Annotated in this window: 20 protein-coding genes; 8 read left to right on the forward strand and 12 right to left on the reverse strand. The window is 65.7% G+C overall.

Translation table 11 applies throughout. From position 1 onward, the window contains the following. The first annotated feature begins 5 nt into the window (after positions 1-5). Complete coding sequence (locus AC1C2Q_RS02500) at positions 6-1358, forward strand: zinc-dependent metalloprotease (RefSeq protein WP_495429481.1); 1353 nt, start codon at positions 6-8, stop codon at positions 1356-1358. Positions 1359-2156: 798 nt separating this feature from the next. Here the strand turns inward: AC1C2Q_RS02500 and AC1C2Q_RS02505 are convergent. Together AC1C2Q_RS02505 and nudC are read right to left on the reverse strand one after the other, a co-directional pair. Next, positions 2157-3878: an ATP-dependent helicase gene (locus AC1C2Q_RS02505; RefSeq protein WP_495448871.1), complete on the reverse strand. Its 1722-nt coding sequence runs from the start codon at positions 3876-3878 to the stop codon at positions 2157-2159. Continuing rightward, positions 3875-4756 (reverse strand): NAD(+) diphosphatase, encoded by an 882-nt coding sequence (nudC, locus tag AC1C2Q_RS02510; RefSeq protein WP_495448872.1) that lies wholly within the window; start codon positions 4754-4756, stop codon positions 3875-3877. The genes AC1C2Q_RS02505 and nudC overlap by 4 nt, the downstream gene beginning before the upstream one ends. A 64-nt stretch (positions 4757-4820) precedes the next feature. On the opposite strand from nudC, the gene AC1C2Q_RS02515 reads away from it, so the two are divergent. Next, positions 4821-6137, forward strand: coding sequence for a phosphotransferase (locus tag AC1C2Q_RS02515; RefSeq protein ID WP_495448873.1), 1317 nt, complete (start codon positions 4821-4823; stop codon positions 6135-6137). Here the strand turns inward: AC1C2Q_RS02515 and AC1C2Q_RS02520 are convergent. Together AC1C2Q_RS02520 and AC1C2Q_RS02525 are read right to left on the reverse strand one after the other, a co-directional pair. Further along, on the reverse strand, positions 6083-9538 hold the full coding sequence (locus tag AC1C2Q_RS02520) for an ATP-dependent helicase (protein ID WP_495448874.1): 3456 nt from the start codon (positions 9536-9538) through the stop codon (positions 6083-6085). The two genes, AC1C2Q_RS02515 and AC1C2Q_RS02520, sit on opposite strands and share 55 nt — an antisense overlap. Next, positions 9535-12771: an ATP-dependent helicase gene (locus AC1C2Q_RS02525; protein WP_495448875.1), complete on the reverse strand. Its 3237-nt coding sequence runs from the start codon at positions 12769-12771 to the stop codon at positions 9535-9537. The genes AC1C2Q_RS02520 and AC1C2Q_RS02525 overlap by 4 nt, the downstream gene beginning before the upstream one ends. A 163-nt stretch (positions 12772-12934) precedes the next feature. On the opposite strand from AC1C2Q_RS02525, the gene AC1C2Q_RS02530 reads away from it, so the two are divergent. Both AC1C2Q_RS02530 and AC1C2Q_RS02535 read left to right on the forward strand, forming a co-directional pair. After that, complete coding sequence (locus tag AC1C2Q_RS02530; RefSeq protein WP_495429486.1) at positions 12935-13159, forward strand: DUF3107 domain-containing protein; 225 nt, start codon at positions 12935-12937, stop codon at positions 13157-13159. Between the two features lie 6 nt (positions 13160-13165). After that, positions 13166-13453, forward strand: a complete 288-nt coding sequence (locus AC1C2Q_RS02535; RefSeq protein ID WP_495448876.1) for a hypothetical protein — start codon at positions 13166-13168, stop codon at positions 13451-13453. Positions 13454-13471: 18 nt separating this feature from the next. Here the strand turns inward: AC1C2Q_RS02535 and AC1C2Q_RS02540 are convergent, their stop codons facing one another. Continuing rightward, positions 13472-14182 carry a ferritin-like fold-containing protein gene (locus AC1C2Q_RS02540; RefSeq protein ID WP_495429488.1) on the reverse strand — a complete coding sequence of 237 codons (711 nt, stop codon included), beginning with the start codon at positions 14180-14182 and terminating at the stop codon, positions 13472-13474. A 185-nt stretch (positions 14183-14367) separates the two neighbouring features. On the opposite strand from AC1C2Q_RS02540, the gene AC1C2Q_RS02545 reads away from it, so the two are divergent. Then, the gene (locus AC1C2Q_RS02545; protein ID WP_495429489.1) at positions 14368-15879 is read left to right on the forward strand and encodes a DEAD/DEAH box helicase; all 1512 of its coding nucleotides are present in this window, start codon (positions 14368-14370) and stop codon (positions 15877-15879) included. An 84-nt stretch (positions 15880-15963) separates the two neighbouring features. On the opposite strand, the gene AC1C2Q_RS02550 is transcribed toward AC1C2Q_RS02545, so the two are convergent. Next, the gene (locus AC1C2Q_RS02550) at positions 15964-16833 is read right to left on the reverse strand and encodes a PHP domain-containing protein (protein WP_495448877.1); all 870 of its coding nucleotides are present in this window, start codon (positions 16831-16833) and stop codon (positions 15964-15966) included. Between the two features lie 74 nt (positions 16834-16907). Here AC1C2Q_RS02550 and AC1C2Q_RS02555 point away from each other — a divergent pair, with 74 nt between their 5' ends. After that, on the forward strand, positions 16908-17924 hold the full coding sequence (locus AC1C2Q_RS02555) for an endonuclease/exonuclease/phosphatase family protein (RefSeq protein ID WP_495448878.1): 1017 nt from the start codon (positions 16908-16910) through the stop codon (positions 17922-17924). Positions 17925-18023: 99 nt separating this feature from the next. On the opposite strand, the gene AC1C2Q_RS02560 is transcribed toward AC1C2Q_RS02555, so the two are convergent. Next, positions 18024-18425: a DUF3054 domain-containing protein gene (locus AC1C2Q_RS02560; RefSeq protein ID WP_495448879.1), complete on the reverse strand. Its 402-nt coding sequence runs from the start codon at positions 18423-18425 to the stop codon at positions 18024-18026. Positions 18426-18461: 36 nt separating this feature from the next. Here AC1C2Q_RS02560 and AC1C2Q_RS02565 point away from each other — a divergent pair, with 36 nt between their 5' ends. Continuing rightward, positions 18462-19859: an aminopeptidase P family protein gene (locus tag AC1C2Q_RS02565; RefSeq protein ID WP_495448880.1), complete on the forward strand. Its 1398-nt coding sequence runs from the start codon at positions 18462-18464 to the stop codon at positions 19857-19859. A gap of 1 nt (position 19860) precedes the next feature. Next, positions 19861-20757, forward strand: coding sequence for a phosphotransferase (locus tag AC1C2Q_RS02570; RefSeq protein ID WP_495448881.1), 897 nt, complete (start codon positions 19861-19863; stop codon positions 20755-20757). Here the strand turns inward: AC1C2Q_RS02570 and AC1C2Q_RS02575 are convergent, their stop codons facing one another. The 5 genes from AC1C2Q_RS02575 to AC1C2Q_RS02595 form a co-directional block, all read right to left on the reverse strand. Beyond that, the gene (locus tag AC1C2Q_RS02575) at positions 20758-21420 is read right to left on the reverse strand and encodes an HAD family hydrolase (protein WP_495448882.1); all 663 of its coding nucleotides are present in this window, start codon (positions 21418-21420) and stop codon (positions 20758-20760) included. It lies immediately after the preceding gene. 10 nt (positions 21421-21430) lie between these two features. Further along, positions 21431-22096 (reverse strand): SDR family oxidoreductase, encoded by a 666-nt coding sequence (locus AC1C2Q_RS02580; protein ID WP_495448883.1) that lies wholly within the window; start codon positions 22094-22096, stop codon positions 21431-21433. 140 nt (positions 22097-22236) lie between these two features. Then, complete coding sequence (locus AC1C2Q_RS02585; RefSeq protein WP_495448884.1) at positions 22237-22623, reverse strand: VOC family protein; 387 nt, start codon at positions 22621-22623, stop codon at positions 22237-22239. Next, positions 22620-23285 (reverse strand): alpha/beta hydrolase family protein, encoded by a 666-nt coding sequence (locus tag AC1C2Q_RS02590; protein WP_495448885.1) that lies wholly within the window; start codon positions 23283-23285, stop codon positions 22620-22622. Before AC1C2Q_RS02590 ends, AC1C2Q_RS02585 begins: the two co-directional genes overlap by 4 nt. Before the next feature lie 2 nt (positions 23286-23287). Continuing rightward, a complete protein-coding gene (locus tag AC1C2Q_RS02595) occupies positions 23288-24064 on the reverse strand; it encodes a YflT domain-containing protein (RefSeq protein WP_495448886.1) in 777 nt (258 codons plus the stop codon). Positions 24065-24101 lie beyond the last annotated feature (37 nt).

Genomic DNA, 24101 nt, shown 5'->3' on the forward strand with positions numbered 1-24101 from the left:
CCGACATGGCAGACAACGAACCGACCCCCGAGGACTTCCAGGAGTTCTTGCGCAAGATGATGTCCGGCGCGGACGGCGGAGACTTCGACCTGAGCGCTCTTCAAGACGCGCTAGGCGGCGCAGAGGGCCTCCAGCTCGATCCGGCGATGATGGCCGGACTCATGCAGCAGTTGCAGGGAGCTTTCAGCGGAGACCCGTGGGAGAACACGCTGCGCCAGGCCCTGCACATTGCCAACCGGGAGGGTCTGGGCATCACCGACGGCGCGCAAAGCTCGCTCGTAGATGCCTTCGCTCTGGCAAACCTCTGGTTGGGTGAGGCCACCACCATCTCTGAACTCTCAGAGACCCCAAAGGCTATGACTCGGGGCGAGTGGGTGGAAAAGACGCTTCCGGTGTGGAAAGAGATCGCAGGCCCCGTCTCGACCAGCATCGCTGACGCCCTCACCGGTGCCCTCGACACCCAGGTTCCGGAGGACATGCGCGACGCGATCCAGGGCGCGGGCAAACTGATGCGCGGACTCGGCTCTTCGGTGTTCGCCGCCCAGTTCGGCCAGGTGCTCGGCAATCTCTCTCTCGAGGTCGTCTCCGGCGGTGACGTGGGCATTCCAGTGCTGCCTGCCGGAACCGCCGCTGTGATCCCGCAGAACATCACCGCTTTCGGTGAGGGTCTGGAGATCCCCGAAGACCAGATCGCGTTGTATCTTGCGACCCGTGAGCTCGCCTATGCCCGCCTCTACCGGCACGCGAAGTGGCTGCACCTGCACGTGATGTCGCAGATCACGGACTTCGCCCGCGGAGTGACCGTCGATGTCGAGGCGCTCGAGGATGTCGCGAGTCGTCTTGACCCGTCGAACCCGGAAGAGCTTCGCGCCGCGATCGAGGGCGGCGCATTGCTGCCTGCGCAGACCGAGGCTCAGCGCGAAGCGCTCGCCCGTCTGGAGAACATCATCGCGACGATCGACGGTTGGGTGGATGTCGTCACCAACGAAGCGACCTCGCGGCTGCCCGACGGCGCGCGCTTGACGGAGGCCGCTCGTCGCCGTCGCGCGGTGGGAGGGCCCGCCGAGGATGCGCTCGGCGCACTGGTCGGCTTGAAGCTGCGTCCCAGACGCATGCGTGAGGCCGCCGCGATGTGGCAGAAGGTGACGGATGCCGTCGGCATCGCCGCCCGCGACGCGCTATGGGATTACCCGGACTTGCAGCCGACCGCTGCCGACATCGATGACCCCACTGCTCTGATCGAACGGCTACAGGCGCTCGCTCGTGGTGAAGCACCAGCAACAGACGAATTCGATGAAGCTCTGGCGCGGCTCCTCGATGGTGAGGACTTCACCGACGGCGACGAGAACCCGGTCTGACCGGGCGGTGGCATCACACGATGCACAGAGTTCTCCACTGATCGCGATTTCGCGCCCCGCCGCGAGCGCGCGATGAGCAGACTCGGGACATGTCCCCGATCACGCCGCCGACGCTGACTCGCCTCGATCCGGCGTACCCGCTGCTGTGGCGAGACGTCGACACGGTGCAGTTCGGGCTGGAGGGGCGGGTCTGTGTCCCCCTGTCCGAACCATGGGTCGAGCCGCTGCTACAAGCGATGAGGAACGGGTTCCGCCGCAGTTCCTTCGATGTGATCGCCCATGCTGCCGGCGCACCGAGAGATGCCGCCAGAGAACTGCTCGCGACGCTCCGACCGGTGCTGCGCACGGATGCTGCTCCCGTACCGCGGGTGTGGATAGAGAGCGTCAACATCGCGGATTCGCGAGTTGAAGCTCGCATGGAGAGCGCCCTCGCGGACGAAGGCGTTGCCACGACTGATCGTGCCGATCGGAATGCTGTGGCCATCGTGCTCCTGCACGGCGCAGCATCCGCTCATCAGCTCGGCCGTTATCTGCGCGACGACCTCATGCATCTTCCGGTCGCGTTCGAACCGGGTGGAACCACCGTTGGCCCGCTCGTGGTTCCAGGCCGTACCGCCTGCCTGTCGTGCCGTGATGCGCACGAACGAGACAGGGATTCAGCCTGGCCGGCCATGCATGCGCAGCTGGTCGCCGCGACGTCCACACCCATCACGGCCGCCCGCACCGCTGAAGCTGCGGGCCTCGCTGTGCGAATCCTCGCTGAACCGGGAAAGGCGAAGCGCACGAAATTCGTGCGGATCAGCCCCGACGGACGGCGCGTGTGGCGCGCGGTGACGTTTCACGAAGAATGCCGGTGCCGCGAGCATTCGTTCCGATCTCCTGAAGGAACCGCGAAGGCTGACGCTCCCCCCGCCCCGCTGCGCGCGACCACGAGAGATCCAGAGTCCGCGCGGCGCGCGTGACACCGACATACGCCAGCCGTCGTTCCTCATCGATCGCTTCGAAATCTTTCGCATAACCGATCGGCAACGCACCTTCTGCCCAACCGGCGAGGTGCACGTGTGGCCATTCCAGGCCCTTCGCCGCGTGCAGCGTCGACAGCGTCACCGTCTGCATAGTCGGCTCATGCTGGTCTTTCGCTCGAGCCATGAGCACCTCGCTGAACGAGCGGAGCGTCGTGTCGCTCGGCGCTTCTTCAGCGAGCCGCAGAATCGCGCGTCGCGCCTCCCAGCCATCACGCTGCGCACCTCCGGCCGCCGGCGGTTCGTCGCTCAGGCCGAGCTCGTGCATGACCCGCAGCACGTTGGGAAGGAAACCGCGTTCGGTCGGGGCCACGGATGCGCCGCGCAGTGCGAGCACGGCCTGGCGCACCTCCGGCATGTCGAAGAAGCGCTTGCCCCCAAGCACAGTCGACGCGATCCCTACTTCGCCTAGCGCCTGCTGAATCACGCCGGACTGCGAGTGCGCGCGGTACAACACGGCGATCTCCGAAGCGGAGGCACCCGCCTTGATCCTGGCGACGATCGCCGCGGCGATACCGGCTGCTTCCTCGGTCTCGCTGTCGTACGCAGTCACCGTGGGCGGTTCTGCCGTCAAAGATTCACGCGCCGCCACCAGCTCGAGGGCGCCGGGACGCCCCTTCATGAGGGCGTTGGCTGCAGCAAGGATCGGGGGCTGCGAGCGGTAGTTGGTCTCCAACCGCACCACGGTGGCATCCGGGTATCGGCGGCCGAAGTCCAGAAGGTACTTCTGATCAGCACCGGCGAACGAGTAAATCGTCTGGCTGGCGTCGCCGACGACGCAGAGGTCGCTCCGCTCTCCCAGCCACAACTCCAACAGCCGGTTCTGCAGTGGCGAGACGTCCTGGTACTCATCGACGGTGAAGTGGCGGTACTGCTCATGTACTGACGCCGCCACCCGCGGCTCTGCCTCCAGCATCCCTGCGCACGCCAACAGCACGTCCTCGAAGTCGAGCTGGCGGCGGTCGTCTTTGAGGATCTCGTATGCCTGCTGAAACTCGGCGAGCTGTTCGGTGCTCACCCGGCCGATCGAGCGACCGAGCGCGGCGTGTTGCTCGATCGAGAGCATCGAGACCTTGCGCCATTCGATCTCGCTTGCGATATCACGCAGGGTGGCCGTGTCCAGGCGCAGCCGCAGCTGCTCGCCGGCCTGGCCAAGCATGCGCACCTTGTTGTCGATGATGTTCGGCGCCGGCGAGCCGGCGAGCGTCGGCCAGAAGAAGTTCAGTTGCGAAAGAGCCGCAGCGTGGAAGGTTCGCGCAGCCACGCCTTCGACTCCGAGTGCTCGCAGGCGTCCGCGCAGTTCACCGGCTGCTTTCGCGGTGAATGTGACCGCCATCACGCGACTCGGAGAGTATGCGCCGGTGTCAACGCCGTGGGCGATGCGATGCGTGATCACGCGCGTTTTTCCCGTACCCGCACCGGCGAGCACGGCGACCGGCCCGCGCAGCACGGATGCCGCTTCCCGCTGATGTTCGTCGAGAGAGTCCAGTGCGCTCACTCGCGAGCCTCGTACCAGTCCTCGATCAGAGCCCTGGCGATGGATACCGGCCCTGGTAGCCCCACCGGTCCGTCACCGTTCATCGCGCTGGCAATCTCGGCACGCGTGAACCATCGCACGTCGACGATCTCCTCACCATCCGGGCGCGCGGCACGCTCATCGGATGCTGTCGCGCGAAAACCGACCATGAGTGAGCGCGGGTACGGCCACGGCTGCGAGGAGATGTATCGGACGCTGCTCAGCAAGACACCCGCTTCCTCTTCGATCTCGCGATGCACTGTCGACTCCAGCGATTCGCCGGCCTCCACGAATCCGGCAAAGCAGGAGTACATCCGGCCGTGCCAGTTCGCGTTGGCCCCGAGTAGCAGCTTCTCGCCGTCTTCGCTCTCCACCGCCACAATCACCGCGGGGTCGGTACGAGGGAAGAATTCATGACCGTTGTCGACGCACTTTCGCGACCATCCGCCCTGCCGCAGTTCGGTCACTGAGCCGCACATCGTGCAGAAGCGCGCATCACGCAGCCACGACGCGAGCGTGACCGCTTCGACGAAGAGCTCAGTGTTCTCCGCGTCAAGCAGACCACCCGTGTCGCGCAGGCCCAGCCACGTTTCGGCAGGCGCGGAGTCGATGGAGTCTGTCAAGGGAGCAATCGCCGCGACGAGCACGGTGCTTCCGTCGCTGTGCCGACCCAGCAGCCCCCAGTCGGCGTCGCCAACCTCGGCGGGTGCCACAGTGAGCAGTGACCCGTCTTCGACGCGAACGCGTCCTTCTCGAACCACAATCACACGGGCATCGTCTGAAGAACGCAGTGCCTCGAGGATCCCCGGTTCGTCACGGAGGTGTCCTGCGCGATCGAACTCAGCACGGCGAACAGTCATCGACTCCCTCTCTCGCAGGCGTGGCGTAGGCGAATCCACACCCGAGCCGACCTACCCTGGGGGCATGGCACGGTCTCCCTTTACTCTAGCCGCGGCGGTCACGGCTGCACTGCCCGGGGCGGAGGTCGTGGGCGCACGAACTCTGACCTCCGGTGGCGACGGACGGTTCGACTCAGCGGTCGCGACGCTCGCAGACGGAAGCGAAGTCGCGATCCGCGTCGGCGATGACGACGAGACAGCGCGAGAGCTCGCTGCGGAATCAATCGCGCTGCGCGCGTTGACTGCCGGTGCTCGAGCAATGCTGCCTTTCAGCGCTCCGGAATACTTCGGGGAGGCGTTGCTTGCCGAAGGCCGCGCACTCGTCACTGGGCTGCTGCCCGGTTTCCAGATCGAAGCTGGCCACGTACCGGGTGGCCGAGGTGCTGCCGAGTCGATGGGTGCGTCGATTGCCGCGGTGCACGCACTTCCGGCATCCGTGGTGCGCAGCGCCGGACTCACCGCGCGCAGTGCCGAAGAGTCGCGGGAAGACATCCGCCAGCTGGTCGATCGCGCTGCGGCGACGGGTCGCGTACCCGCACGTCTGACGGTTCGCTGGCGCGAGGCCGTCAGCGACGACGATCTATGGCGGTTCGAATCTGCCGTGACCCTCGGCGGCACCCAGGCGACATCGTTCCTCTTCGAGGATGACCCAGAGCAGGGGCCCGCAGTCGTTGGCATCGTGAACTGGCACGGGCTATCGCTGGGAGACCCCGCCGTGGATCTGGCCTGGCTTTCATCCGCTCCGGATGCCGCCGGCGACGTCCATGCGGCGTACGCTGCGGCATCTGACAGGGCACCGGATAACGCACTCGCTGTGCGCGCCCGACTTTTGGCCGAGCTGGAGTTCGCTCGGTGGCTCGTGCACGGCGACGTGCTGCGACGCCCCGACATCATGGATGACGCAACGTCGTTGCTCAATTCGTTGTCTGAGGGGCTACGTGAACGCGATCTCTCAGTGATCGCGGCGCGCAGCGAAGGCGTCGATTCGGCAATGGATGCGCTGAGTCATGTGCCAGCAACGGCGGCGGCAAGCATCAACACTTCGATGCAGACCGATGCGTATAACCCGCATGACCTGCTGCCCGGTGAGGACACCGCCGAGGTGGTCGTGGGCGACGCCACCGAAGATCTCAGTGATGTCGCAGCGTCGGACCTACTGCCGAGGGATGGAGCGGATGCTGAATCCGCAGAGCTCCCGCTCGCTGAGCGCGTAGAAAAGACAAAACCCGAAAGCTCGTCAGGAAATGTTTCTGGGGATGGGTCAGGAAGCGATCCAGCCGAGGAGGCTCAGCGTGCAGCGCGCGCAGCGCTCCAACGCTGGACCAACTCTTCCTCCGAGTAGACCCGGTCGCCGCGGAGGACGAGGTCGTCGGCGACGTAATACAGCGCGACGTCGATCTCTTCCAACGGAACGCCGAAACGGCGATGATAGGCGAGGCGATAGAGCGCGAGCTGCAGCATCCGCTCGTCTCGCTCTGCCGAGTTTCGCGGCGCTTTCCCTGTCTTCCAGTCCACGATCTCGATGCGCCCACCGCGGTCTTCGCGTCGGTAGACCGCATCGAGCTTGCAGATCATGATGTGGCCTGCACCCGCCTCTCTGTCTGTGAGTGCACTGTCTGTGGATGCACCCAGGGCGAAGTCGATCTCGATCTCCACCGCGATGGGTTTGAGCGTGGCCCATTCGCTGGCTTCGAAGATCTCACGTAGGCGTTCGAGATCTGCAGCATCCGCCGCCGAGGCGTTCCAGACGTCGGACTGCTCCTCGTCGATCTCCCACAGCGCACTCTCGGGGCTCGGCGCCGTGCCGACAAGACCGGATCGATGCTCGACCCACGCGTGGAACAGTGTGCCGAGCCGGGTCTGCCGGTAGGGACGCTCCGGCATAGGGCGCGTGAGCCCGCGCACGGTGCCGTCGTAGTCGGTGACGTAGTCCTTGAACCGTGACGCAGGCACGCGGGTCGGTGCGCCAGCGGTGATTCCGCGTTGACGTTCGGCGCGTTCGGCGAGTAGCCGTCGGAGCAGGTCGGTCGGCTCTGCGGCATCCCGTTCGAAGGCCTCACTCACTGCCGACGCCGCACTCACGACCTTCTCACGACGTGACCCGAGCGGGTCGATGGGCCAGACGCTCGTCTTGCCCTCGCCCTCGTAGGGGTTTTCGTCCTCGTCGATCTCGGTGATCGGATCAACCCCGATGATCTCGAAGGCCTCACGAAGGAATGGCCCGGGCCCCCGCGGTTTCTTCTGTCCCGCCCAATGGGATCCACTGAGCATTAGGTCGGTGCGCGCACGGGTGACGGCGACGTAGCCGAGCCGCCGTTCTTCCTGCTGCTGGTAGTCGCGATACGCGTCTTTGAACACCGTGATCGCGCCGGGGGTCGTCTTGCTCGCGCTCGTGAGCGAGGCGATGCCGGCTTTGAGGCGCTTCTGCGGATCGAGTTCCTCTTCGACTGGCGGAAACCAGGTGAACGTCGGCAGGGCGGCGCTGTCGCCGCGCAGGGCAAATGGGAGCACGCCGAATCCAAACCAACCGGAGGTATCGCTCGGACGCGAAGGAAGCTCTCCGTCGACCATGCGCACGACTGCGACGGCGTCCCATTCGAGTCCTTTGGAACCGTGGATCGTCAGCAACTGCACGACACCGGGTTCCGGTGGCTCCGGGCGCGGCATGAGCTCGTCGGTGCTTTCAGCCTTGTCGAGCCAGGCGAGCAGGCTCCCGATCGTGCCGCGGTCGTCTGCGGCGAGGAACGCACGAACCTCGTCGGTGAAAGCGCGCAGCTGGGTGGCTGCGACACGTGCCGGTCCGCGCGTCTCGTTCGCGGCGAGTTCGATGTCGAGACGGAGCTCGAGCTCAATGAGGCGGATCAGCTCGGGAATCGGCTGGCCCGCGGCGCGCCGCAGGCGTTCGAACATCTCCCCCGCCGCACGGATCCGTCCGCGACCTTCGGGCGTGATGCCTTCTAGGAGCCGGTAATCGTCACGGAGCCCTCGGACCACGTCGACAGCATCCACTATCGACACCGCTTCGTCGGCGCCACGAGATGCGCGAATGCGGGCACGGAGCTCCTCCGGCAGCGGCAGTAGCCCGCTGTCACGGCGGGAAAGCTCGCTCGCCAGCGAATATAGCGCCCCCATGTCGGCCACCCCGACGCTGAAGCGCGGACCGACCAGGAGGCGGATTAGCGGAGACCCAGCGTTCGGGTCGTGGATGACGCGCAGCGCAGAGAGCACGTCGACGACCTCGGGTGTCGCCAGCAGACCGCCAAGGCCGAGGATCCGGTGCGGGATGCCGCGGGCGGCAAGCGCCTCGGCGAAGGTCTGCATGTGCCGCTTGGAGCGGAACAGGATCGCACCGGTATGCGGCTTTGCCATGTCTGCATGCGCGGCGCGGCGCTCGGCAAACCAGACCGCGACCGCAGCTGCCTCATCGTGCACGGTGAGCGGATAGCGAACCTCGACGGCGCCAGCTCCTGCGCCGGGGCGCGCTTCCAGCGGCGGCACTTCGAGTCCTGGTCGCCGCAGCGGCTTTAGTACCTCGTTGGCGATGTCGAGGATCGAGGTGTCGTTGCGCCAGCTCGTCATCAGGCTGTAGCTCTGCGCGGGCTGCTCGGCCGCGAACGTGCGGGCGAAGGCGTAGAGGTTGTCCGCGCTCGCGCCGCGCCAGCCGTAGATCGACTGATGTGGGTCGCCCACAGCCATGACCGCCGAATCACGGAACAACGCAGCGAGGAACTGCGTCTGAATCACCGAGGTGTCCTGATATTCGTCCAGGAGCACGACGCGGTGCTGCTCACGAAGAGCGTCGCGCACATCTGGGGACGACTCGACGATGTCGAAGGCGCCGCTGACTTGATCGGCGAAATCGAGCACGCCGCGACGGTGCTTCTCAGTGATGTACTCGCGCACGAGCGCGGTGAGCGTGGGCAGCGAGAGCAGGTTGTCGGCGATCTTCGCGATGGTGTCGCTACTCCGGTACGGATCGAACGCCCTGGCCTGCTCCGTGGCGATGCGCTCCGCACGTCCGAGATCGGCGCGATGGTCGAGTGCGTCGCCGGCTAGTCGCTGCACGGCGTCGACGACCGTCGCCACAGACAGGTCGATGTCCTCGAGCTGCGGCAGGTCTGCGCGCAGGACAACCTCGCGCGCCAGCATCCAGGACGCAGCCTGGCTGAGCATAGCGACATCAGGGTCGCGGCCGATCCGCGCTGCGTGCTCGCGGACGATCGAGTCCGCGAAAGCGTTGTATGTCGAGACCCGCGGTCGGACCAGTAGGTCGTCTGCGGTGCGGGGAGCGGTCTGATCCCACCCGGTGCCGTACTTCTCAGCCAACTCGTCGAGCACATGCGCGCGCACCGTGTTCTTCTGCGCGGCCGTGGTGGCCGCATCCACGCGCGCCAGCGCACCCGATGCCACAATCTCCGGCACGTGCGGCAGCAGCCCGCGGCGGCCGAACTCATCAATGACCGTGAGCCGTGCGCCGATGCGTTCGGCCAACTCACCCGCCGCCTTACGGGTGAATGTGAGTCCGAGAATCTCGTCACGACGCACGTGGCCATTGGCGACGAGCCAAACCACGCGCCCCGACATCGTCTCGGTCTTGCCGCTGCCGGCACCCGCGACGACGAGCGCGGGCGTCGGCGGCGCCTCGATCACGCGCTGCTGCGCTGCCGTCGGCGAGGGCTGCCCGAGAGCAGCTGCGACGTCGAGCGCGGACAGCCCTGGTCCTTCGAGCCACGTGGGGATCATGCGCTCACCGCCGGGACAGTGTGGATACGGCACGGCTGCACACGCCACTGCACGTCGGCGCAGTGCGCCTCAACATGCGCGGTGAAGCCGTTCCCCGACATGCCCTTGGCGGCATCAGCGAGCCGGTTCAGGAAGCGCGTGCGATCCTCGCCCTGAAGGGTGTGCTGGTGCGCGACCCGGTAGTCGCTGCCGGACAGCGTCTTCGCGACGAGCACCAGCCGCGCGCCGGTCAGCGCCGCAGCATCCGCACCCTCGACGAGTCCCTGCTCGACCGCTACCTGATACGCCGCGAGCTGCGCATGGTCGATGACCTTGCCGTCGGATTCTGGTTCGTATTTCCCAGTCTTCAGATCGACGACGACCACACGCTCCCCATTCGCTCCCTCGCCCATCGATGTGAAGCCACGACCGCGGGCAGCGGCGTGTTCACCGCCCGCTCGCGGATAGACCTCGACCCGGTCGATGAACCCGTGCACGACTGCGCGGTGCGGGCCGCCTGCCTCATCACCGACGTGCACTGCGGGCTCCTCTTCGGATTCTTCTGCGAGCACGTCGACCGCGAAGCGGAACTCGACTTCGCTCGCGAGCACACTCCCGTGCTCATCCGCGACCGTGCCCAGATAGGAGTGCAATCGGTCGACGTACAGCTCGGCCCTGCGGCGTTCCTTGCGCCCAATCCACTCGGTCTCGAACTCAAGCTCCGGCCAATGTTGGGCGACGACCGCACGCATTTTCTCGAGCTCGCCGTCCGGCGCCGTCTCCATCGCCGCGTGGATGATCGTGCCGATACCCGCCGATGGCGGCAGCACAGTGTCGCCACCGAGGGCAGCGATCGCCCAGTTCAGCTCGCACTCCTCGAACGACTCCATCTTCGACGGGGAGACGCGTGCCGCCTCGACCTCCAGATCGTGCAGCGGCGCCGACGTCGACGGTGCGGTGCTGCCGTACCACTCGCTGGGAGCAGCGCCTGGAACCTCGGCTTCGGCAAGCAGACGGAGCTGCTGCGCAGCCTCCGCTCGCGTGGTCGGATCGGTCGCACTTGTCAGCGTGCGCCGATATCTAGCGACCAGTCCGCGCAGTGTCAGCGGATGCTCGGATGCCGGATGCTCCGACAGCGGCGGCGGCACCGGCAGAAACGAGAAGAAGGCGCTCGGGCCCGTCGTGTCATCGTCGACAGCGGTGACCACGATGCGCGATCGCGCGCGGGACACCGCGCGTACGAACAGCCGCAGCTCATCGTGGAGGGCCTCGCGACGGCGGTCGAGCGCTCCCGGCGCCGCGGCGGGGATGCCCGCGCGTACGGCGGTCACGGCATCTGCCAGCCGCCAGGTCTCGAGCATGCCACCGCGCAGACGGGTGTTCGGCCAGACACCGTCCTGCACGCCCGAGACGATGACCGCATCGAACTGTGTGCCCAGCGCGGTCGCCGGAGTCAGCAGCGTCACCCGTCCCGGACGATCAGGGGTGGAAAGCGTGTCCTCCGGCACCTCGCTGTCGAGGATCTCACGCACAAACGTCTCCGGACGCTCGTCGGGCGTGCGCTCGACGAAGCGCTTGGCCGCGTCGAACAGCGAGACCAGCGCATCGAGCGCGCGGGAGGTCTCACCTCCGCCTGGTTGATCGGAACTCTCGCGCCAGTGCTTCTGCAGCTTCGAGCCGTCAATGGCGCGCGCATCGTCCCAGATGCGCCAGAGCAGCTCGTGGATCGTCTCCCCCTCATTTGCTGCGGCGGTCGTCTCTGCCAGAGTCTTTGCGAGGCGCGCGGCGACGCGCGCCTCCGGGGCATCGATGAAGGTGAAGGCCAGAGGATTCACCATCGCTTCACGCAGCAGCTCTGATGCTGGCGTCGAGCCTCCCTCGGCCAGCTCTGCGTGACGCATGCGTGCGCGCAGCCGACGCAGACCTACGGCATCCATCCCGCCGAACGGCGAGCGCAGCGCCTCGACGAGATCTTCAACCGAGCGATCCTCGATCGGGGTTAGCGCGAGTCGCACGATGCCGACGATGTCGCGTACGACGCCCTCGCTACCGAGTGGACGTTGCACGCCGGCAGCTCTGGTCGGCACCTCGCGTGCGGCGAGCTCGGTTTCGAGCATCATGACCTGGCGGGTGTCGTGGGCGATGATGGCCATGTCGCTCCAGGCGACGCCGTGGCTGAGGTGCCAGTCGCGTAGCGTGCCCGCGATCCGATCGACCTCTTCATAGGGGGATGACGCGAGGAAGGTCTGCACGGCGGGATCAGGGGTCTCGTGAGCCGGCCCGGGCGCACGGCGGTGTTCCACGCGCCCGGCGACGCCGATCGCCTGAGTGACGGTGCGGGTGAGGTCGCTGAGCGGCTGCGACTGCCGGTGCGGGGTATCTAAAACGAACACCTGGCCGAGCACCCCGGAGAGATCGTTGAACAGCTGCGGACTCGCGCCGCGAAAGGCCCCGGACGAGATGTCCGGATCGCCGAATGCCAGCACGGCGATGCCTCGTTCGCGGAGCGCCTGCACGAGGGTGACGCCGCCGCGGGTGATCTCCTGCGCGTCGTCGATGAGTACGACCCGCAGCGGCGCGAGCGGGCCGAGGGTCGCAGCATCCGCTTCTCGAAGAATCGCAGCTGCCTCGCTGACCAGATCGGCGGCGTCGCGATAGGAGGTGCGCATGCCCGCGAGCACGGCACGGTATTCGTCGATGAACAGCCCGGCGGAGCGCCAGACCGGACGATCGGAGGCCCGCAGTTCCTCGGGCAGCACGCCCAGCTCGGTGCACTCGGCCAGAAAGGCGCGCAGTTCGGAGCGGAAGCCCTTCGACGCGCGTACCGCCGGACTCAGCGTCTCGGGCCAGCGGCTCTCGAAGCCGGCAGCCTCATCTTCGGCGTCGCCACCGAGCAAATCGGCGATGATGCGGTCTTGGTCGGCACCGGTCAGTAGCGCAGGAGGGTCTTCCCCCGCACGCACCATCGCACCGCGCACGATCTGGAAGGCCAGTGACCCCAGTGAGCGGGCCAGCGGGCCCGGTGTCGCCTGCGCGATGCGCACCCCGATCCGGTCACGCAGGACGGTGGCCGCCTGACGGTTCGGAGTCAGCGCCAGCACCTCTTCGGGGGCGAGTGCGCCGTCGCCGCTCAAAAGGCGCACAACACGGTCGATGAGCGTCTGCGTCTTTCCTGTTCCCGGAGCGCCGATGATGACCCCGGATGCGTCAACAGGTGCGTCCACAACTGCGCGCTGTCCGGCATCCTGTGTCATGTCATCCACGTTATCGGCAGCCTCGGACACCGCCGGACACCGATCCGAAGGTGCTCACACAACAGACTTGTGCGCCCACGGCGAAACCGACGCCATGCCCGGATCCGGTCGGTTCGCGCCGGGGTAGAGTTGGGCGCAGTCCCCGAATCTTCAAGGAGCACGCGTGGAAATCCGCATCGGCATCATCAACACCGGCCGCGAACTGAACTTCGAGACCTCTACTAGTGCGGACGACGTCCGCACCCAGGTCGCCGCGGCTCTCGAGCAGAACACCGCGCATGTGAGCTTCACCGATGTCAAGGGCAACTCTTACATCGTTCCGACGGCGAACCTCGCCTACATCGAGCTGGGCACTGAAGAGTCGCGTCGCGTCGGTTTCGTCGCCTGACCCGCGATGTACATCCTTCTCGCGCTCATCGCAGCGTGCGCGCTGGGCATCGCCGTGCACTATCTTTTGCCTGACCGCATGCTGCGCGGCGTCGTCCTGATCCCCGCGATCGCGACGGCCGCCTCAGCTGTCATCTACACGGTGATGCAGTGGGCAGGAGCCGGTCAGGACAATGGCTGGCTGTGGCTGTCGAGCATCGTGGGCGCTACGGTGATCGCCGGCGTGGTGGGCTACCTGCTGACGCTCTCGCGTCGCAATTCGGATGCCGCACAGAAGGCTGCCCTCGGCGTCTGAGGTTCGCCTCGACTAGTACTACGCGGCAAGCCCCATCGCATCCATGCGGCGCGCGTGCGCGCCCATGAGCTCGGTGTAGACCGGCTCGACGCGGTCCTCGTTCACTGCGAGGCGCTCTGGCCGAAGTGCCTGCTTCGCCACGAGCAGCGTGTCGCCGACGAGCCGGCGAGCCCACATCGACAGCAGTGAGCGCCACTCGTTGTCGATCTCGATCGTCTGCTTCAAGATCGACACGATCTCTCCGGTGTCGTCGTCTTCGCTGAGGATGTTTGCGACGCGCTGCCCCGTCGCGCCGTAGCTGGAGGCAAGGGCGATGTAGAAGTCATCCAGCATCCCGGCCGTGATGTAGACCGCAAGGAGAGTCTCCCTCGGACGAACACCGATGGTCTTCCGCCGGAACGCGTCGAGATGCTCGCGGAACGGGAGCATGATCTCGGTCGGGTCTTCCCCCAGTTCGCGGATGACCTCGACGATGCCATGGTGCTTACTGAGGGCTGCTCCCGCGGCGCGCGCGAGGGCGCCCTTCTCTTCAAGCTCAGGTGTCGCGCGGATGAGTCGCGTAAGTGTTTCGAAGTACCCGAGCTGCAGGTACGCTGCCTGGCCGAGAAACCGATTCAGCTCGGGGGCGAGTTCGGCGAAATCCACCCTGGTCGCGTCGCCGAGCTCTCCGCGACTGCGGAGCGTCAGGTTACGTCGGGGGGTGTCTCGCTGCCAGAACCACTTCACCACTCGTTCAGACTACCTGCGCGCGGTGTACGCATCTGGAATCCACGTGGTTTTGCGCCCCTCGGGTACGCTTGAGGTGCCCCTGCCGTAGGAGCAGGGCCCCGCGCCTGTGGCACAAGAGACGGCGTGGATCCGTAACGAGGCGCTCCCTTCTCATCTGAAGGCCGCCGGACAGGCAAATAAATCAAGTGACAACTTTCGCTGATCTAGGTATCGATCAGGACATCGTCGACGCAATCGCTGCCAAGGGCATCATCGACGCGTTCCCCATCCAGGAGCAGACCATCCCCCTCGGCCTCCCCGGCCAGGACATCATCGGCCAGGCCAAGACCGGTACCGGTAAGACTTTCGGCTTCGGCGTGCCCGTCGTCCAGCGTCTCGGTAAGAACCCGGAACCCGGCGTCAAGGCACTAATTGTCGTGCCGACACGTGAACTCGCCGTGCAGGTCTACGAAGACATCGACCTGCTCACCAGCAATCGCTCCACCAGCGTCGTCGCCATTTACGGCGGCAAGGCATATGAAGGCCAGATCGACCAGCTCAAGGCTGGCGCGCAGATCGTCGTCGGAACCCCGGGTCGCTTGATCGACCTCGCCGGCCAGCGCCTGCTCGATCTGTCGAACGCGACAGAGGTCGTGCTCGACGAGGCAGACAAGATGCTCGACCTCGGCTTCCTCGCTGACATCGAGAAGATCTTCCAGAAGGTGCCCGCTGTCCGCCACACGCAGCTGTTCTCGGCGACGATGCCCGGCCCGATCGTGGCCCTGGCCCGCCGCTTCATGACCAACCCGATCCACATTCGGGCGAATGACCCCGACGAGGGTCTGATGCAGGCGAACATCAAGCACCTGGTGTACCGGGCGCACTCGCTCGACAAGGACGAAGTCATTGCCCGCATCCTGCAGGCCGAAGGCCGCGGCAAGACGGTGATCTTCACCCGCACCAAGCGTGCGGCGCAGCGCCTCGTGGATGAACTCGGTGACCGTGGCTTCAACGTCGGCGGTGTGCACGGCGACATGGGCCAGGAGCAGCGCGAGCGCTCGATGGCAGCGTTCAAGGCAGGCAAGCGCGATGTGCTCGTTGCGACGGATGTCGCCGCCCGCGGCATCGACGTCGACGACGTGACCCACGTGATCAACCACACGATCCCGGACGAGGACAAGACTTACCTGCACCGCGCCGGTCGCACAGGCCGCGCGGGCAAGACCGGAATCGCGGTCACGTTCGTCGATTGGGATGACCTGCACAAGTGGGCACTCATCAATCGGGCACTCGAGTTTGGCCAGCCCGAGCCCATGGAGACCTACTCGTCAAGCCCGCACCTCTACGAAGACTTGAACATCCCGGTGGGCACCAAGGGTCGTCTGACGACGGCGCCCAAGACGCAGGCTGTGAAGACGCAGCGCACGCCGCGTCCGGAGCGCGCTGCAGATGCCGCCGCTGAACAGGGTTCCGGCGAGAGCGGCACCCGTCGGCGTCGCCGCCGCGGCGGGTCGGGCGAAAAGGTCGGCTCGACCTTCGCCGAGGGTGCGCCCACCGAAGCGCCGGCATCGTCGGATGCGGCTCCTGCAGCCGACCGCGACGCCGAGGGCGCTGGCACTCACGATGGCAAGGGCGGTGAGCACCACGACGGCAAGTCCGCCCCGCAGCGCCGCCGTCGCCGTCGCCGCTCAGGTGGTGCTGCGCCAGCCGGCGCGTAGGTTCTGATATGAAAGGGCGGATGCTTCGGCGTCCGCCCTTTCGTGTGCCTGAGCGAGGAACGAGGCCGAGCAGCGAACGAACGCTCAGGGGTAGCGCGGCGGGGTCCCGGTGGCCTGGGCGATGATACGCGCGACCATCTCGTCGCTCGTGGTGTTCTCCCCCGGCAGGTTGGGCTTTCCGGAGCCGTGATAGTCACTGGAGCCGGTCACGAGGAGGTCGTGCTTCGCCGCCAGATCACGCAGAATCCGCTTGCCCTGCGCCGTGTTCTCACGATGGTCGATCTCGAACCCGCCGAGGCCAGCGGCGATGAGACGTTCAACGAAGCTGAGCGGCATCATCCGGTCCCGTCCTGCGGTCACGGGGTGTGCAATGACGGCGACTCCTCCGGCGTCCGTGATGAGCCCGACTGCGGTCAGCGGATCCGGTGCGTAGTGCGGCTCGTAATACCCTTCGCGCGGGTGCAGGATGCCGTCGAACGCCGCTGATCTGTCCCGGACGATACCGCGGGCGACGAGCGCATCAGCGATGTGCGGGCGGCCGACGGTGGCATCCGCCGTTGTCTGCTCGACGACGTCATCCCAGGTGAGGTCGTAATCACGGCCGATGTTGCGAACGATGCGCTCGGCCCTTCCGAGCCGATCCTCACGGATGCGATCAGTCTCAGCGCGCAGCGCGGCATCCTCTGGGTCGAAGAGGTATCCGAGCACATGCACACTGCGCCACTCATACTTCGACGACAGCTCCATTCCCGGCAGGAAGGTCATGCCGAGCGATGCCGCTGCCGCTGTGGCCTCGCCCCATCCTGTGGTGCGATCGTGATCGGTGAGCGCGAGCGTTCGGATGCCGTGGGCATGGGCCTGACGCACCACTTGCCCAGGGTTCTCGGTGCCGTCCGAGTGGTTGGAATGCAGGTGCAGATCGTTGGGTCCTCGGAAGCGCTGCACGTCTGTCATGCTTCGACATTACTGCCGTCGGCATGCACTGAGGCGGCAGGGGTTTCACAGTGAGCGCCCGTAGGCTGGGAGTGATGTTTCGACTGCTGGGGATCCTGATCACGGTGCTGTTCGCGATTGCGACGGCGATCGTCGTGTGGCCGCAGTTCTTCCAGCTCGAGCAGACATTCCCGATTGCGCAGTTGGTCGCCGTCCGCGGTGCGGTACTCGGCGGATTCCTCGTGATCGCGGTGGTCTCACTGCTGCTGTTGTTTGCACGGCCGCTGCGGGGGTTTGCAGCATCCTTTCTGATCATCTCCCTGGTGGGCGCTGTCGCCATTGGCGGGATCGGAGCGATGCGCGGTTTCGGCACCGGAACGATGCCTGAGAAGTCTGAGGACAGCGTGCGCGTGCTCACGTGGAACACTGCCGGGGAAGCAGTCTCGGCCGAGACGATCGCCGACACCATCCTCACGCAGCAGGTCGATGTGGTCACACTGCCGGAGACAGCGGAATCCGTCGGCGAGCGCATCGCGATAATGCTGCGTGAGCAGGGGCATCCGATGTGGGTGCACCACGTGCAGTTCGGCAACGTCGACAATGGCCCGCAGGCGTGGGAGACGACTATCCTCATCTCCCCCGAGCTGGGCGACTACACGGTGATCGCCTCGTCACAGGACGGCACCAGCAACACCAGTTCAGTGCCGAGCGCAGTCGTGATGCCGGTGGACAGTACTGGCCCCACGATCGTGGCTGTGCACGCCGTCGCGCCGCGCATCGAAGACATGGCGCACTGGCAGTCGGATCTGAAGTGGATCGCGGATCAGTGTCCGGCAGGTGATTTCATCCTCGCCGGAGATTTCAACGCAACGATCGACCATATGGCGACGCTCGGTGTAGAAGGCGGCGATATGGGCTACTGCCGAGACACAGCTACGCGCACCGGAACCGGGTTCACGGCGACATGGCCGGCTTCCTTCCCCGAACTCGTGGGTGCGCCGATCGACCATGTCATGGCAAGCCAGAACTGGGAACCGACAGGATCGCTTGTGCTGGATGCGTCTGGGAGCGATCACAGGGCACTGGTTGTGCAGCTGGAGCCGGCGGACTGAGGCCGTTCAGCGGCCCCATCCGTTCACAACTTCGCAGAATCGGCCACAGAACCGCATTTCTTAGCGCATACAGGTCGAGAACGATCGTTCCCTGCGAAGTTATGAACGCCCAGGCGCCCGCACTCGCTGCACGAGCGCCAGCACTGCACGCCACCCGAGCAGGAACAGTGCGAGCACCAGGGTTGCGACGATGACGAACGGCAGCGCCGTTCCCTGACCGCTGAGTGCGCGCAGCAGCAGACCGACGATCACGGTGACGGCCCAGATCATGGTGCCCGCCGGCATCCGGTCTGCGCGTCCTCGCCGCACGAGCACAACAGCGTGTGCGCCGAGAACGGCGATGAGGAATGGCCATGTTGTGTTCAGCAGGCCGGGAATATCGCTGAAGATGCCTTCAGCGTGTGAAAGGCGACCGATCACGCAGAACACGGCAACGAAGACCACGTCGATCACGATTGTGAGGAGCGTAGAGAATCGTGGCGCGGCGGTGTTGCTGGTCATGTTCCCCAGCCTAAGTCCGAGTGAGAGACTGGATGCATGAACACTGCAGAGAGCGACACCATCGCTGTAGCCCCCGTCACGAACCGCAAACAGCCATTCCCCCGCGGATTCCTCGACACGATCTCGACAGGCTGGGCAGAGCGGCCCGAGTCGATGCCGGAAGCGCGTGCGCAGGCGGAGTTCGCCGCGGCACGGCGGCTGGCCGTCTCTGCAGCGTTCCCTGGCAAGCGTCTCGTGATCGAGGCTGGGTCGCTCAAACAGCGCTCCAATGACACGGACTACCCGTTCCGCGCGCATTCAGCGTTCGCGCACCTGACCGGATGGGCTGCTGACACCGAGCCGGATTCCGTGCTTGTGTTCGAGCCGACGGATGCCGGGCACGATGTGACTCTGTACTTCCGCGAGCGAGCGGATCGCACGACAACCGAGTTCTATGCTGACGCCACCGTCGGCGAGTTCTGGATCGGTGCGCGGCCGTCACTGGCCGGCGTCGCCGCAGATCTGGCAGTCGCAACCGATCACCTCACCGCTTTCGCCGCGTCAGACGACGACGTCACGCTGGAGGATGCCGACCTCGCTCGCTTCGCATCTGAGCTGCGTCTGGTGAAGGACGAGTACGAGATCGGCGAGATGCGGCGTGCAGTGGAGATCACAGCGCGTGGCTTCGACGACATCATTCACGCTCTGCCCGATGCTGCCCGTCACGCGCGTGGCGAACGCGTCGTCGAGGGCGTCTTCCACCGTCGCGCGCGTGAGGACGGGAACGGCGAGGGGTACGACACGATCTCGGCATCCGGCCCGCACGCCTGCTACCTGCACTGGACGCGCAACGACGGCGCTGTCGTACCCGGCGACCTGATCCTGGTGGATGCCGGGGTCGAGGCCGACAGCCTCTACACCGCTGACATCACACGCACCCTGCCTGTGAACGGCACCTTCTCCGATGTGCAGCGGCGTGTGTACGAGACGGTACTTGAGGCTGCGGATGCCGCATTCGCCGTGGCCCGTCCAGGCGTGAGGTTCCGCGAGGTTCATGAGGCCGCAATGGTTGTGATCGCCAAGCGCGTGGCCGAGTGGGGCCTGCTGCCTGTCACCGCCGAAGAGGCGCTCGACGCGGATGCCGGTGGCCACCACCGTCGCTACATGGTGCACGGCACCTCGCACCACCTCGGCATCGACGTGCACGACTGCGCGCAGGCACGTCGTGAGATGTACTACGACGGCGTGCTGGAGGCGGGCATGGTCTTCACGATCGAGCCCGGCCTGTATTTCCAGATCGATGATCTGACTGTTCCTGAGGAGCTGCGCGGCATCGGCGTGCGCATCGAAGACGACATCCTCATGACGGATGACGGCCCCGTGAACCTGTCGGCGGAAATTCCGAGGACGGTCGACGACGTCGAGGCGTGGATCGCGCGGGTGCAGCAGGGCTGACGTGCACGCTGGACAGCTCGACGTCGATGAAGTTCTCGTCGGGCGACTGATCGACGAGCAGTTTCCCGCGCACCGTGGAATGCCGGTGCGGAGGGTCGCGACGCTGGGAACGGTGAACGGGATCTTCCGTATCGGAGCCCGCTTCGTTGCGCGGTTCCCACTCGAAGCCGTGTCTACGGCGGAGGTTGAGATTGAGGCAGAGCAACTGGGCACGTTTGCTGTCGCCGCGCCGTTTGCCGCTCCGGAGCCTCTCGGCGTCGGCGTAGCGACAGCGGAGTATCCGTCGGCATGGTCGATTCAGACCTGGGTTCCGGGAGACGTGGCAAGTCCATCTCGCAATGCCTCCTCCGAGGCCCTCGCAAACGACATCGTGACGCTGATCGCCGCGTTGCGTGGTGTGAGTTCCAACGGACGGACGTTCGATGGGAACGGCCGCGGTGGAAACCTCCGTGATCACGACGAATGGCTGGAACTGTGCTTTTCTCGAAGTGCGCGGCTGCTCGATGCCGAAGCCGCCGCCCGCCTGTGGAACGTGCTTCACTCATTGCCGTCGGCCGGAGCCGATGTCATGTCGCACCGCGATCTCACGCCACCGAATCTGCTCGTCTCGAACGGCCGACTCAGAGGAGTGTTGGATGGCGGCGCGTTCGGGCCCGCCGATCCGGCGTTGGATCTGGTCGCCGCGTGGCATCTGTTCGACGCGGATAGCCGCGAGCGTGTGCGACAGGGGCTCGGAGTGAGCGACGTGGAATGGCTGCGTGGCGCCGCCTGGGCCTTGCAACAGGCCATGGGCCTCGGTTGGTATTACGTGGACTCGAATCCTGCGATGAGCGCGCTGGGACTGTCTACGATCGAGCGACTATTGAAAGACGAAGAGCTTCGGGCGTTCGCTGGCTGATCAGGTTGTTGCTCGTGCGATGCCGGTTCGGTGGATGATCTCCGAGATCGCGTCATGCACTGACGAGGCGACGATCGTCGGCACCGGATCGCCCGGATGCGACGGCATTCCCTTACTGATCCACGCGGTCTCCAGACCGACGGCAGCGCCACCGGCGATGTCAGCATCGAGCGCGTCGCCGATCATCCATCCGGAGAGTGGGACGCCGAGTCGATGGGCCAGCGCTTCAAATATTGCTGGATCCGGCTTACGCGCCCCCACTTCCGCAGAGATCGCCCACCCGTCGACAACTTCTCCGAGGCCGGTATTGCGGATCTTGGATTCCTGGTTGTCCACTTCGCCGTTGCTGATGATGCCGATGGTCCACCCACTCACTCGCAACTTAATCAGCGCCTCGAGATCTTCCGCAGCGCAGCCGACAAGTTGCGGCATCCGAACTCGATAACCGGCCCAGACGGCATCCGCATCCAGAGGTAACCGGTGCTCGTTGATGAAATCTCGAAAGAGTTCACCCTTTGATCGCCGTTCAGCCAAGGACGCAGCGAGCCGTGCAACCTGGCCCTCGCTCAGCCCCTGTGCCCCACCAAACTCAGACGCCCACCGCTGCGCAGCGGCCGCCTGGTCTACGAGTGTTCCGTCGAGGTCGAAGATCGCGAGAGGCATCGAGAGGCATTCAGTAGCGCGCCGAGAAGCCGCCGTCGGCGTGCAGAAGCTGTCCAGAGACCCAGCGGCCCTCATCTGAGAGAAGGAACGAGATGAATGCTGCGATGTCGCTCGGTCTGCCGATGCGGCCGAGGGGATGCGCCGGGATGAGTTCGGTGGCAAAGCCTTCGTCCATCCATCCGGTGTCGATGGGACCGGGGTTCAGTACGTTCGCCGAGATACCGAGAGGTCCGAGCTCGCGTGCCGCAGAAATCACGAGACGGTCCAGAGCTCCCTTGGACGCGCCATAAGGCAGGTTCCCCGTGGTGTGGTCGCTGGTGAGCGCGACGACGGCTCCGCCACCTGCAGGAAGCTGTCGCGCGAACGCCGCGATGAGCAACAGGCTCGCACGCGCGTTGATCGCCACATGAGCATCGAAGCTCTCGGCAGTTGTATCGAGGATGCCGGAGTTCACATCGTGCGCATGGCTGAGCACGAGCGCGCTGATCGGCCCCCGGTCACGGATCACGGCTGCAATCAGTGCCTCCGGACCCTCGTGAGTAGACAGGTCGCAGGGAAAATCGGCATCTGAAAGGTCGCTCGTGGCGACTTCCCATCCGTCTGAGATCAGGCGCGGAACAATGCCTGCTGCGATGCTGTTTGCGCGAGCGGCGCCGGTGACGAGAGCAAGAGGCATCCCGCCATGTTACAGATCCCGAGAATCGGTTTCATCTGCGAGCGTTGCACTCGGAGATGTGGCGCATCCTCGGAGGAATCCTGGTGAAACGTCCGAAGAAGACGCACTTCTCCGAAGCGGGCGATGCCCCGCTCGTACGTTCAGCCAGCGACGATCTCCACCTTGAAACCGACAGCATTCTCAAGCCAGCCGGCATAGTGATCCGGGCCTCCCGCGTGCGGATAGCGGTCCTGATACAGCTCCTGCCAGCCGTGCGCAGGGGCCGAAGCCATCAAGGCATCCACCGCTTCCCGCGTGCCACCACGGAACGCCAGATGGTTCATACCTGGCCGACGACGATCATGCTCGGATACCGACAGATTCGGCGATGTCGTCAGCGTCAGGTACGCACCGCCCGCCTCCCAGGACATGCCATCCGACCACTCCTGCGTCAGTGTGAAGCCCAGTTCGCGCAGCAGCCAGCGCCACACACCGAACTCGGCATGGTCCGCTACCCATAGCTCGACATGATGGAACCCGCTCGTCACGGATGCCCCGCGTGCACGTCGCCAGCGAACTCCGCCACCAGCGGTGCCAACGACGCCCCGACGACCTCCGGAGCACGTTTGTTGCCCTTCACCTCGAACGAGTGCCCGCCGCCCTCGATCCAGTGGACACGAGCGTCCTGACAGGTCGCGACCACCTCTTCGAACTGCTGCAGCGGTTGAATGAACGCATCATTCGTCCCCTCGATGAAGAGCTGCGGCGCCGCGATCGCGGGCAGATGCTCGGCGCGGGGCTTCTCCGGCTTCCCCGGAGCATGCAATGGGTACCCGAGATAGATCAGCCCGTCGACCGCGAGCCCTTCGGCTGCGGCCATCGATGCCATCCGGCCACCATAGGACTTGCCTGCAGCCCACACCGGCGCTTCAGGCGTCTGAGCGCGGGCTAGCTGAACTGCCGCGCGCCAGGTCGCAATCGCATGAGTCGCTGGTCCCGGCATCCGACGCCCCTGTTCGCGATAGGGGAAGTTGAAGCGCAGCGTCGAAAAGCCCAGCGCGTTCAGCGCCTCTGCAAAGCCGGTGAGGAATGGATGCTCCATCCCTGCTCCCGCACCGTGAGCGATGATGACGGCGCCGCGACCCGATCCGGCACTCCACACGCCCGAGACGGAAACCGCCCCGTTCGGCAGTTCGACCGGAATGAGCATGCTCAGGCCTTATCGCCAGGCTCCTCAGCGGGGGAATCCGACTCAGCGGCGGATCCGGCCGACTCAACCGGTTCGGCCGACTTAACCGGTTCGGCCGACTCACCCGACGCCGAAGCATCCGCGGTTGAATCATCCGACACTCGCTCACCGAAACGAGGCGAAGGATCGGCCGGGCGCGGCGGAATCACATGCCCACCCACGGAACCTGCACTTGTCTCGCTGCTCGCAGACGCGGCAGGCTTCGCCCCCGGATCGACGCGCTCACCGTAACGCGGGGGCTCAGTCAGATCGACCGGTGGACGCACCACAGTGGTGCGCTGATCGCCGACGACTTCGCGAGCCTTCGCCAGCGACGCCGGCAGCACTGTCACCTCGTAGTGATCAGCGGCAAGCTGCGTGACGCTCGCGAAGTCGCGACGACGTCGCACAATCGCGTACGTCACCAGGCTCAGGATCATGCCGAGCGCGACGCCGATGAAGACGAAGCCGACGAACAGCTGTATCGGAGCATCCGGATTTCCGATCACTAGGATCGCTGACAGCAAAAGCCCGATGAGCACTCCGTTCACCGCGCCTGAACGCGCGGCCGCCGCGTAGCCGAGTCGCCCGGTGATGCGCTCGATCGTGCGCACGCCCTGACCGACGATCGCGATGTCGCGCGCAGGTACGTCACCTGCGATCAACTTCGAAACAGTCTTCTGGGCGGCCTCGTACTCACGTACCGAAGCGACGGTCTCGCCCACAACGGCACCAGCGGCAGGACGATTCAGCATGCTCATGCACCCATTGTTCCACGCATGCGAGCGCTGAGCCCGA

It is taken from the genome of Microbacterium sp. Y356 (assembly GCF_059445355.1).